Here is an 11212-nt window from a genome sequence, read left to right as displayed (position 1 = left end):
GCCATTTAATCAAGGTTTCTCATTATTCAGGGCGCCCGAATAATACATAAAAGGCATGTTCACCATTGCTGGTCAATCCCAAGCCGAAATAGGCGGGGCCAATCCAGGTATCTGAACCAAAAAAGAGACTGCCGCCATAACGGGTCGCTTCTGACGTTAATAAGAATTCCGTATCTTGGCTATGATCGTAAACCATACTATCAGATAACCAGCCGGCTTCGAGTGATGCACCCAAATATAAACCGCGTCCAAACGGGGGTGGTAAACTGGCAATTTGACGGTAATAAGACACGGCAGCAAAGGCAATGTCATTGCCGCGAAATTGTTCATTGGCGTAGCCTGAACCTTTTAAAAATCCACCGAATGGGAATTGATTGTCATAAGACATTTCAGCACCAAAACTGCTGCCCAATTTAATGCTAGTTGCAATGGTATTCACACCAAAACTGCGGGCGGTGGTGGCAGTGAATAAGGCGCGGGTGTAGTTGCCACCTGCGTCATTATCCGCACCGAATGCGGTTAAAGGGGTGCTTGTTTCTAATGCAAAACGCAATCCAGAACGTGGGGCGCCGGGGCTATCAAGCGTGTCATATAGAATGCGCGTGCGTATTCCAGATTCATTGTATTGTCCTTCGGGTAATTGCGATGAACCGGTATCAAGATCGGTTGCAGTGCGCCCGTAATAAACGCCAGCGCGTAATTCAGCATCATGCCAAATCGTGCCAATATCGGCGCCTAAACGCAAGCGCGTCACATCATAGCGGGCAATGCGTTGGTCATCTAAATAAACACTATAAGGACTTAAATCATAATCCAAATAAGATGCAATAAACTGGTCATCGTGCAGGCGCAAGGGTTGATAGAATTCGCTATAAAAACTGGGCGCATTTCCCAGCGTTAATTCGGTATGCCATTCCGCGCCATTGGCATTTAACCAAGTGCGATCATAGGTGGCGCGCAATCCAAACCGACTATCCCCTTGATTATCACTCGCTAATCCCAACCCGAAACTTAAATACCCCGGCCCCCACGCTTTTTCTACCGCATCAACGATTAACAAATCGGTTTTATTATGACGTTCAAACCGATAACTAATGCGTTCAAAGTCACCGCGTCCATAGACCTGTTGAATGGCAGCATCTAATTCAGACCGCCGAAAATATGATTGCCGTTGTGCCGCAATTAAATCTTTAAAAACATTAGGATTTACCCAGTGCAATCCATTGATTTTGATTTCGTCCACACGCTGCACTGATTGATGATGCCCAAAGCGTTGTTGTTGCCAATGGGCGTACTCTGCGGTATTCAAACTTAACTGCGCTAATGCCGGCGCCATCTGTTCAGCCGCTTGTATACCGGCGGCAATTGCCTGTTTTGCTTTATTAAAATCACTAGAAGACACGTCGGTTAAATCAGGCACAATGAGTATGTCTCGATCTGGGTTTAATTGCTGCAATGACACTTGCACATTTTGTTCAGTGAGAATGGCAATGATTTGTCCAGTAATCCCGACAACATTATTCAATTGTTCACGCGGTAAGTAACCTGAACCGAGATTAACAGCGATAATAATATCAGCGCCCAAATCACGCGCCACATCAATCGGTAAATTGCGCACCAAACCACCGTCAACGTATAATTGATTATTCCATTCAATGGGCGCGAATACGCCGGGGACAGCCATACTGGCGCGCATTGCAATGGGCAGTGAACCACGATCAAAAATGGCTAGTTGACCGTTTTCTAAATTGGTGGCAACGGCACGAAATTGAATTGGGAACTGGTCAAAATGATTGAGCGTTTCAACGCCCTGCGTTAAATCATTAAAAAACAATTGCACTTTTTGACCGGCAATCGCGCCTTTGGGCAAGCGTAATTGTCCATCGTGAACGCCAATCGTAAAATTCCAGGTTGGATTGGATGATAATTCTTTTCGCCGCGCTGACCATTGGTGACGCGGTGGGTCGTCATTAAATAAATCATTCCAATCAACGGCAGTCATGCGCTGCTCTAATTCAGCAGCTGATAAACCCGCTGCATAACTGCCGCCAACTAATGCACCCATGCTGGTACCGACAATCATATCTATTGGAATATGCAGGCGTTCTAATACTTTTAAAACGCCAATATGCGCCGCACCTCGCGCCCCACCGCCACTCAGTACCAATCCAATTTTGGGTTTAGAGTGTTTAGCATGGAATAAAGATGTCGCCGCAGTGATGGGCGGTGCAATAATAGCGAGAGCCAGCAAAACGCTAATGTAAATGCGGTACTTCATTATGATTTAGATTGAACAGTTAGAAAATTCTGCTTATTCAGTTAAAATTTGCGGTTCTACTAATTCCACTGGACAATTGAGCGAACGCGCCACTAAACATAATCGGTGCGCTTTATTTAAAATCCGTTCTGCTTGCGCTTCTTTACCATGCGTGACGGTTAATTCTGGGCGAATACGAATGGCTTTGAAACGGTAGCCGGCGCGGTCTTCTTGATCCAATTCACCTTCAGCCGTAGAGCAATAGTTTTTAATATCCAATTTAGACAAACGTGCTAATAACACAACGTAATTAGCTAGACACGTTTCCGCTGCAAAGACTAATAAATGTTCCGGGCTATAGCGTGTTAAATCATGTGGCGAACCGACTGGCAGAGGTTGCGGTAATTCGATGTCACTATCAAAATCAGCTGGTGGAACGACATGCACATTACCCGCATCAGTCTGACCAGTCCATGTATAGGCAGTGTGATAAAAAGAAGGAATTGCACTCATAAAAATACTCTCAAATAGGTTGGATTGGTGGTGCAATTTTAGCCTAATTTTTTGTTCCGTGTCGCCCAAAACTTGTTACAATTATACTCACAATTCTTTTGAACCCCGCACTATAATAGATGGATACTACAATGCTTTTAACCCCTACGATTGAACAAGTAGAGCGTTTATTAATTGACACTTTACATCTTGCCGAGACGGGAGTGACCAATATTGATCCCGATTTAGTATTATTTGGCACTGGATTAGGATTAGATTCGATTGACGCACTCGAACTCGCGCTGGCAATTAACAAAGAATACGGCGTGACCTTAAAATCGGATGATGCCGACATCGTACAAATCTTTTCGACACTGCGCACCTTGACTACTTATATTCAAGCACACATTGCCACCTAATGCAGCGATTTATGCCCACTTTGGTGACGGTTTTAATTGTTGTTTATCCAATTATCACGCACCTGAGTATTCGTCATGCGCACCCCATAATCCCCGTGTTATGGCTCGCTGTTTTAATGACGATTGCGCTGTCTTACCAATTAAGACACGCGCTGCACATTAGCACAATAGTGATGTTAATTGCGCTGCTTTTATTCGCAGCAAGCATGACTGAGTTTATTTCCCAGTTGGATTGGTTCATTCGCATTCCACCAATTATGATGCAATTCGGGTTGGCATGGGTGTTTGGTCGCACATTACGGCATGGACACACGCCATTAATTGTACAAATTGGGTTGCAGGTACGCGGACAATTACCGACGCCCGTCGTGCGCTATGGTCGTAGGTTAACACTGATTTGGACGGGATTCTTTATTGCATTAGGGATTGAGTGCAGTTTATTAGCCATGTTTGCATCGCCGGGCTGGTGGTCATTATTAACTAATGTGGTGAATTATGCGTTAATGCTTGCGCTGTTGTTATTGGAATATCCGATTCGGCGGCGCGTGTTGGGTGATTTGGAGCCGACATCGTTATTCGACTCACTGCGCGCCATTGTGCGATTAAACTGGCGCTCGGTGTTATTTAATCGGAGTCACTGATGCCCCCCGCAACGCTGCCATTATTTCCAGTTCATCATGCCAATGGACCGCTATTTATCATTGGCGCCGACCCGCCAGTGGTAATTTCTCACGCGACTTTTTTTAGTCAAGCCCAGCAATTGAGTGAACAATTGCCGCCGGCGCCTTATGTTATTAATGTGTGTGATAATCGCTATCTTTTTGCACTCACTTTTGCAGCAGCATTATTGCGCGGCGCCGTCAGTTTATTTCCAACCAATCGCCTCGCGGCCACGGTAAATACATTAGCGGCGAATTATCCTGACGCGCTGTGTTTAACCGACACGCCGCTCGATCAATTGACGGCGCCAGTGCAGTTAATTCACGCGCCGTCACTGCCACTTCATTCGCCAATGAATGCGGGTCATTGCATCCCGCCGCCCGCATTTCAATTACCCGCCGCGCAATTGGCGTTTATTGCATTCACTTCAGGCAGCACCGGACAACCGCAGCCGCATCCCAAGCGCTGGGGCGATTTGGTTGGGTGTGCGCAGGCGGCGGGGCGGCGATTTGCGTGGGCGCCAACCAGTAGTATTGTTGCAACAGTTCCGCCGCAGCACATGTACGGTCTGGAATTATCGGTGATGGTGCCTTGGGTGCTGGGCTGTGCAATCCACGCCACACGTCCGTTTTTTCCAACAGATATTTGCACTGCGCTCGCTGCCATGCCGGCGCCCAGAATTTTGGTGACGACGCCGGTGCATTTGGCCGCCTGCCTTGCCGCTGGTGGCGACTGGCCGGCGGTGGCGCAGGTGATTTCGGCCACGGCGCCACTGTCGCGTCAATTAGCCGCGCAGGTTGAGGCGCAGTTTCACACGCAAGTCTTTGAAATTTATGGAAGCACTGAGTCCGGCTCGATTGCCAGCCGGGCGACCTGTACCGTGCCTGCGTGGCATTGGTACGACGGTGTTAAAATACAACAGGATGGCGAGCAGGTCAGCGTGACCGCACCTTTTATTGATGGCACGATCCCGTTGGCTGACGTGTTACGGTGTGACGCGGACGGCAGTTTTGAGCTGCTCGGGCGGGCGGCGGAAATGGTCAAAGTTGGTGGGAAACGGGCGGCATTGTCGGAATTAAACGCGGTATTGAACGCGATTGTCGGGGTCGAGGACGGTGCGTTTGTGGCGCTGGACGAGCGCGGCGATCCGATTGGGCGATTGGCGGCGATTGTGGTGGCATCGGGGTTGGATCGTGCGGCGATCATCGGCGAATTGGCTGGGAAAATTGATCCGGTGTTTTATCCGCGACCATTGGTGTTTGTTGATCAATTGCCGCGCACGGCGACGGGTAAATTGCCGCGAGCGGAATTATTACGGGTGTTATCCGAATACGCGGCGGGAGTTTCAATTAATGATGATGACGCGCACTGAGCAGGTGTTCATTCCAGTTCATCACCCGAGTTTTGCCGGTCATTTCCCGCATTATCCAATTGTGCCGGGCGCGTTGTTATTAGAGTTAATTGGCATGGCGTGGGGGCAACCAATGACAGCGGTGCCGCGAGTGAAGTTTTTACAACCGGTGTTGCCGGGCGATGAATTGATGATTCAATTCACTGCTGGGGCGACTCAAACGGCGGTGCAGTTTATTTGCCAACGCGGCGCGGTACTGGTTTGCACCGGACTATTGCAATACGCTGATTGATTAGCGGCTGAATGATAACTCTATGAATAATTGGACAAGTCAGCATGAGCGCGGCAGCAGCGCGATGATTTGGCTCATTCGTTGGATTGCGCTGCATTTGGGGCGGCGCATTGCGCGGTTATTGCTGTATCCAATTACGTTGTATTTTTTAATTAAAGCGCGGCCGCAGCGGCAGGCATCACGGCAGTTTTTAACGCGGGTATTCGAGCGGCCGGCAAGTTTATTTGAGGTGGCGCAGCATTTTCATTGCTTTGCCGCGACGATTCTTGACCGCGTGTTTTTACTCGGGGGGCGGTACGAGTTATTTGATATTCGCCTGCACAATCCGCAATGTATTCTTGATCGCCTCGCCAGTGGGCAGGGATTTTTATTATTCGGTTCTCATTTGGGCAGTTTTGAAGTGTTGCGCGGAATTGGATTAGATCAGGCGCAATTGCCGCTCAAGGTGTTGATGTATCCATTGCACAACGCGGTATTGACGCAATTATTAGATGCCTTGAATCCACAGTTTAGGGCATCGGTAATTTCATTAGCTGCACCGCAGCCGTTATTAGCAGTTAAAGAGCATTTGGATGCGCAGGGTGTGGTGGGTTTATTAGCAGATCGGGCGCGACCGGGGGAGGCTGTTATTTACTGTGAATTGCTTGGTCAAATGGCGGCATTTCCCGCTGGTCCATTCAATTTAGCAGCGGTAACGGGCGCACCGATTATTCTCGTTTTTGGGTTGTATCGCGGCGGGGCGCGCTATGATGTGCATTTTGAGGTACTGACCGAGCGGGTGGCGATTGCGCGGGCGCAGCGGGCGGCGCAGGTGCAGCAGTGGGCGCGGCGGTACGCAGAGCGGCTGGCGTACTACACGCGGGCGGCGCCGCTGAATTGGTTCAATTTTTACGACTTTTGGATGTGATTTCAACGGGTTAGGTGGTTTCGGCCTACCCTACCCATTTGGGTGGGGGTGTAAAAAAACCTGACACTACTTGCCATTTGCTTAACTGTTTGAAATTACTGGGAAAAGTGCTAAAAATAGGGTAAAAATAGGGCGTCGGCAGTCAAATTCTGTAAAAAAACCTGACACCTATTTTTGGTACTTTGAAACGTCGAGTTTTTCAAAAAATAGTGTTGCGATTCAAGCAATTGCGTAAAGTTGTTGTCTGAAAGAGACGGTAATTTTAGTGGGTTACGCAACAAAAAGTGTCAGGTTTTTTTACAGTCATTTGCCACGATTTTTTTGAGTTAAGCTGCATCTTATTGATTTTTCTGATTATTATATTTTGGCATGATATATGCAAAACACAGTTATATGGGAACGGGGGTTTTAGACTTTGTGAGACGTTCCTGCCATTGATTTTTACTAAATCGAAAACATCACATCAAACATTTTCAACACATTTTAAGGTGTTAAATTATGAAACTCTCCAAGCTGTCTATTAAAAAAACCACGTTATCTATCGCGTTAGCCGGTGCGATGGGTTTGATTACAACACATACCAACGCCAGCGAAATTCTTTTACCTGGTTATTGGGGATTAAGCATTGATGGCGGTGCGAACATCTTAGGAATAGAAGCATTAGCACTTGATGGTTGGTCACATCTTGATAATGACTTTTCTAATCCAAACACCGATGGTTCTTTCAATTTTATTGAAAATGGCCTATTGCAGGTGACGGGTTATCGGTCATTGATTTCTGGTGGCACAGAATCAATTACCTACAATGCCGCTACTGGTTATGGCATCTTGCCCGTCGGTTATAATTTGTATATTGCGTGGGAGAACTTAACTGGTACGCAAGTGGTTAATCCCAGTAGTGGCGTTGCGCAAGTCTCATTTGACACCGGCAAAACACTGCATTTCTTTTTAGATACGGCGCCAGTTGCAACAGGTACGCCATTGCGTGGCGCGCCCTTCACCAATTGGAGTAATCAATTAACTGAAATTGCCCGGTTAAGCGTAATTCCGCAAGCAGTTAATTCGGTCACGGGAGTAACCGAGCATACGGGAGGCAATTTCGATCTGGCTCGTGGCGAGGGAAATGGCGACAGTACATTCATCCTTTGGCATGAGATGGATGTGAATAGCGGTTATTTGTTCAATGTTAATGAGGCGATCAATGATGATGGCAGCGTAGATGCCACTCGTGCGACTGATCTCGATCTGCAAGATACAGACTTTGCTGGTTTTGCAGGAGATACCACCACAGACATAGATTTACAAGCGCGGATACAAACAGGCTCTGCTCGAACCCTATTCACTAATGCCCAAGATACTGCTTTCGAGGAAATGATGGATGGTATTTTCCCGGGGGCAAGCGGCACTGATCCTGAACATTCTTTTAATCAAATCGAGAATGTTTTGTCTTCGGGGATGCAAATTTACAATGATTTTTATGTTAATCATAAGGGTTTAGCAAACTTTGATCTACAGGTGTCAGAACCCACCAGTTTGGCATTGTTAGGCATAGGATTATTCAGCACCGCGGGCGCCAGCCGTATATGGCGTAAAGCTGCCTAAACATCTGCAAGTAGCAGTGAAAATATTAGCCCGGAAGTGTTAATACTCTTCCGTGTTTTTATTGTCTCAATTATTTATTATTCAACAATTGTGCTAATGACAATCGCAATGACCGCGCCGCCGGTGCTATCCCAAACTCCACCCGTCCCTTATACACCGCTTGACGACAAGTTGATTGCCCACCCAATAGCGTTTCTAATTGCGCGACTAATTGCATTGCCTGCTGTTGGGCATGTGTTGCTTGACTAAATGTAATCTGATTATAAATGTACGATGCAAAAATCAGCGGCGTCTGTTCGGGTTGGAACTCTAATCCCTATTGCGTCGCTGTCAACCAAAACCGCTGCATTGCCCGCCCGCCGGCAATAAAATCATCCACTGTTAATAATGGTTGTTTAGCCACAATGACAAAATGCGCCGCGCAATTCAATGCCGGCCACACATCCATTTGCAAACGCGGCAATAACGTGCCGCTGAGATATTTATTCAAAAACTGCACCTGCCGCCAACTGTGCAATGCCCAACGCATTAAACGCAAGGTCGCCTTATCTAATCCCAACGCTTGATCGGGAATGCGATCTGCACTGAATTGTGTATTCCATTCAATCACCGCCTTGTGTACTTGATAGGCTTCAAAAAGTGTTAAACGCAATTCTGCATTGTCAAATAACAACCGCGCTATTTGACGCAATTGCGGCGTTCCTTCAAGCCAAATCACTCGGTATTGTTCACCAACGGCATGTTCTAATACTTGCCGCGCTTGCACTGTTAATGGCTGGCGCGACATAGCGCGGCGTTGAGTACAGCGAGCGCGAATAAATCTGGCTAATGGATGCGGCTGTGGAGTGATTGATTGCAATTGCACATCAAAGGTCGGAGTGATGTCGGGTAAATCAAGACGGCGCGTGATTTCACAGCGATAACCATAATGACTTGCTGCAATTTCTAAAGTTTCTAATAATCCACCTAATGCTAATTGACTTGCCCGTCCTTGTAAATCATAAACCACCGTGTCGCGGGTATCGCGTCCATGCACAATAAAATGTCGGTCATTAATGATTTCAAACCGCCACGGCTGCGTATTATCGCCACTCGGCGCCCAGCGTGCTAAATCAAGAATCTGCATTAAAACGCCACGCTCATTAATAACGGCTGGCAATGGCGCCGCGGGTGAGGATTGTTTCGCCAATTGCTGCGCCACCATTCGATACACCAATTGACGTTTAATGGTTTGCAATGGCCCACCATTCCCCCAGAACAATCGCCCGCGAGCATAGCGCGCCTGATACGCATCAAAAATATGATAATAGGGCGCGGCATACACCTCGCCGCGCCGCAATAAAATCTTTAATGCTTCAATACCCACAACCCCGCTACATAATTGACACGCCATTGGCGTTGACGGCCCGCGCTTTTGCCCTAAATCAAAGCGATGCGGATCAACCAAATAATCCCGATGCCAGGCTTTCGGCGTTAACCCAATTAAAAAATTAACGTATTGCTGAATAAGTGGCCGCCCCTGTAATTGAAAATACTGTTCAAATGACATTTGCCCCGGCATAAAAATTAAATACGGCACACCCATTCCAATTGGGCCAGCAGTGATCGCCGGAATCCCTAATTCATAACAACGTGCAAATAATAACGAACGCAACTCGGGTTCAAAAAAATCCACGCCATCCACGAATAAATCTACGCCGGATAAGAAGGCATCAATATTCTCCGCATTGATACCGCGATCAAAACACTGCAAGTCTAATTCGGGGTTAATATCCCGCGCCATCCGCGCTAATACCTCGACCTTTGGTTGATCGAGCGTACTCATCATCGCGCCGACTTGGCGATTAAAATTAGCCAATTCAAACGTATCCAAATCGGCAATATGAAATTTGCCAATCCCGAGGCGGGTAAGTGTGAGTAAATGCACCCCGCCCACGCCGCCCATGCCGATAATCGCCACGCGCTTTTGTCGCAACCGGTATAATTCAGTTTCTGTCACCCAACCGATATTGCGATTAAAGGCTTCACTGTAATTAAACGACTGCATGGATTAAATCCTCGTGTGTGGGTGAACGCGGTTGAAATGATTGCTGTTCGACTAGCATAACTGAATTGATATTCCGCGGCAAATCTTGTTTAATTATTATTGGCGGTGCAGTTTTGATTAAACTAAAGCGCCGCTGTTTACTGTGGTAGTACATAATATATGGATTCATTAGCGCTCCTATTTATCAGCGCCGTGTTATTAGATGCGCTATTCGGCGACCCGATTTATCCATTCCATCCTATTCGGCTAATTGGACACTACAGTATTGGTTTAGAACAGTGGTTTTTTCAACATCATTGGACGGGGCGATTAGCGGGTATTATTCATTGGTTAATGGTGGTGAATACTGCGCTGGCGGTGTGGTGGATTATTCACCTGAGCGCATCTCAATTGCACCCGCTATTGACATTTGGTTGGAATATATTCATTGCCTACAGCCTGCTCTGCACCCACGATCTATTAGCGCACGGGCGGCGGGTATTAATAGTATTAAATGATCTAGCCCGCGCTCGTCAACAGGTTGGGCAATTAGTTGGCCGCGACACAACGCAATTAACCCGTGCGGGCGTGGTGCGGGCAACAATTGAAAGTTTAGCCGAAAATTTCACGGATGGCATATTAACGCCGCTGTGGACATTAGCGCTGTTTGGAGTGCCGGGGTTGATTATCGTCAAAACCATTTCCAGTTTAGATTCAATGGTCGGGCATCGTACGCCGCGTTATCAATTATTCGGCTGGGCGGCGGCGCGCTCAGATGATGTTATTCACTGGTTGCCGGCGCGGTTATCGCCTTTTATTATTGCAACGGCGGCTGTGTTATTAAATGAAAAACCGCGTTCGGCAGTGCGCACCGCGTGGCGGGATCATGCTAAATTGCCCAGCCCCAATTCGGGTTGGAGTGAGGCGGCAGTCGCGGGGGCGTTGCAGGTGCGGCTGGTCGGGCCGCTCAGGTATCACGGACAAGCGGTGACATTGCCATTTATTGGTGATGATGCGTGGATAAAAGACTTAGATGACAAGCACTTACGGCGGGCGCTGCGGTTGATTGCGGTGGCGAGTGGGTGCGCAATTGTGATTGGTATCGCGCTCGCCGTCATTGTTTAGATTTTGGCATTAAAGATTCGCAGCGAGTGGCCGTTACAACGGGTGAACGCGGTGAATTATGCCGCTGTCACAAGCCCATCA

At 47.7% G+C, this 11212-nt stretch carries 11 protein-coding genes; 7 read left to right on the top strand and 4 right to left on the bottom strand.

Annotated features, from left to right (window positions below):
* Positions 1-22: 22 nt before the first annotated feature.
* Positions 23-2278, bottom strand: a complete 2256-nt coding sequence (locus tag HUK38_RS11205; protein WP_182584424.1) for a patatin-like phospholipase family protein — start codon at positions 2276-2278, stop codon at positions 23-25.
* A 33-nt stretch (positions 2279-2311) separates the two neighbouring features.
* A complete protein-coding gene (locus HUK38_RS11200) occupies positions 2312-2770 on the bottom strand; it encodes an OsmC family protein (RefSeq protein WP_182584423.1) in 459 nt (152 codons plus the stop codon).
* 131 nt (positions 2771-2901) lie between these two features.
* On the opposite strand from HUK38_RS11200, the gene HUK38_RS11195 reads away from it, so the two are divergent.
* The 6 genes from HUK38_RS11195 (at position 2902) to HUK38_RS11170 (ending at position 7980) form a co-directional block, all read left to right on the top strand.
* Positions 2902-3168: a phosphopantetheine-binding protein gene (locus HUK38_RS11195; RefSeq protein WP_182584422.1), complete on the top strand. Its 267-nt coding sequence runs from the start codon at positions 2902-2904 to the stop codon at positions 3166-3168.
* 11 nt (positions 3169-3179) lie between these two features.
* Complete coding sequence (locus HUK38_RS11190) at positions 3180-3809, top strand: COG4648 family protein (protein ID WP_238787612.1); 630 nt, start codon at positions 3180-3182, stop codon at positions 3807-3809.
* Positions 3809-5200 carry an AMP-binding protein gene (locus HUK38_RS11185; RefSeq protein ID WP_182584420.1) on the top strand — a complete coding sequence of 464 codons (1392 nt, stop codon included), beginning with the start codon at positions 3809-3811 and terminating at the stop codon, positions 5198-5200. Before HUK38_RS11190 ends, HUK38_RS11185 begins: the two co-directional genes overlap by 1 nt.
* On the top strand, positions 5181-5471 hold the full coding sequence (locus tag HUK38_RS11180; RefSeq protein WP_238787611.1) for an ApeI family dehydratase: 291 nt from the start codon (positions 5181-5183) through the stop codon (positions 5469-5471). The genes HUK38_RS11185 and HUK38_RS11180 overlap by 20 nt, the downstream gene beginning before the upstream one ends.
* A 22-nt stretch (positions 5472-5493) precedes the next feature.
* Positions 5494-6378, top strand: coding sequence for an LpxL/LpxP family acyltransferase (locus HUK38_RS11175; protein ID WP_182584418.1), 885 nt, complete (start codon positions 5494-5496; stop codon positions 6376-6378).
* 498 nt (positions 6379-6876) lie between these two features.
* Complete coding sequence (locus HUK38_RS11170; protein ID WP_182584417.1) at positions 6877-7980, top strand: hypothetical protein; 1104 nt, start codon at positions 6877-6879, stop codon at positions 7978-7980.
* 70 nt (positions 7981-8050) lie between these two features.
* On the opposite strand, the gene HUK38_RS11165 is transcribed toward HUK38_RS11170, so the two are convergent.
* A complete protein-coding gene (locus tag HUK38_RS11165) occupies positions 8051-8197 on the bottom strand; it encodes a hypothetical protein (protein WP_182584416.1) in 147 nt (48 codons plus the stop codon).
* Positions 8198-8296: 99 nt separating this feature from the next.
* The gene (locus tag HUK38_RS11160) at positions 8297-10027 is read right to left on the bottom strand and encodes a ThiF family adenylyltransferase (protein WP_182584415.1); all 1731 of its coding nucleotides are present in this window, start codon (positions 10025-10027) and stop codon (positions 8297-8299) included.
* 159 nt (positions 10028-10186) lie between these two features.
* Here HUK38_RS11160 and cbiB point away from each other — a divergent pair, with 159 nt between their 5' ends.
* Positions 10187-11131 carry an adenosylcobinamide-phosphate synthase CbiB gene (gene cbiB / locus HUK38_RS11155; protein ID WP_182584414.1) on the top strand — a complete coding sequence of 315 codons (945 nt, stop codon included), beginning with the start codon at positions 10187-10189 and terminating at the stop codon, positions 11129-11131.
* The last annotated feature ends 81 nt before the right edge of the window (positions 11132-11212 follow it).

Origin of the sequence: Thiospirillum jenense, from assembly GCF_014145225.1 — a bacterium.
In the GTDB taxonomy this organism is placed as follows: Bacteria; Pseudomonadota; Gammaproteobacteria; order Chromatiales; family Chromatiaceae; genus Thiospirillum; species Thiospirillum jenense.
This window is presented reverse-complemented; position numbering and strand designations above follow the sequence as displayed.

Coding starts and splice junctions, on each gene's coding strand:
- HUK38_RS11205 (WP_182584424.1), bottom strand. CDS start 2,278: ATGAAGTACCGCATTTACATTAGCGTTTTGCTGGCTCTCGCTATTATT.
- HUK38_RS11200 (WP_182584423.1), bottom strand. CDS start 2,770: ATGAGTGCAATTCCTTCTTTTTATCACACTGCCTATACATGGACTGGT.
- HUK38_RS11195 (WP_182584422.1), top strand. CDS start 2,902: ATGCTTTTAACCCCTACGATTGAACAAGTAGAGCGTTTATTAATTGAC.
- HUK38_RS11165 (WP_182584416.1), bottom strand. CDS start 8,197: ATGCAATTAGTCGCGCAATTAGAAACGCTATTGGGTGGGCAATCAACT.
- HUK38_RS11175 (WP_182584418.1), top strand. CDS start 5,494: ATGAATAATTGGACAAGTCAGCATGAGCGCGGCAGCAGCGCGATGATT.
- HUK38_RS11185 (WP_182584420.1), top strand. CDS start 3,809: ATGCCCCCCGCAACGCTGCCATTATTTCCAGTTCATCATGCCAATGGA.
- HUK38_RS11160 (WP_182584415.1), bottom strand. CDS start 10,027: ATGCAGTCGTTTAATTACAGTGAAGCCTTTAATCGCAATATCGGTTGG.
- HUK38_RS11170 (WP_182584417.1), top strand. CDS start 6,877: ATGAAACTCTCCAAGCTGTCTATTAAAAAAACCACGTTATCTATCGCG.
- cbiB (WP_182584414.1), top strand. CDS start 10,187: ATGGATTCATTAGCGCTCCTATTTATCAGCGCCGTGTTATTAGATGCG.
- HUK38_RS11190 (WP_238787612.1), top strand. CDS start 3,180: ATGCCCACTTTGGTGACGGTTTTAATTGTTGTTTATCCAATTATCACG.
- HUK38_RS11180 (WP_238787611.1), top strand. CDS start 5,181: ATGATGATGACGCGCACTGAGCAGGTGTTCATTCCAGTTCATCACCCG.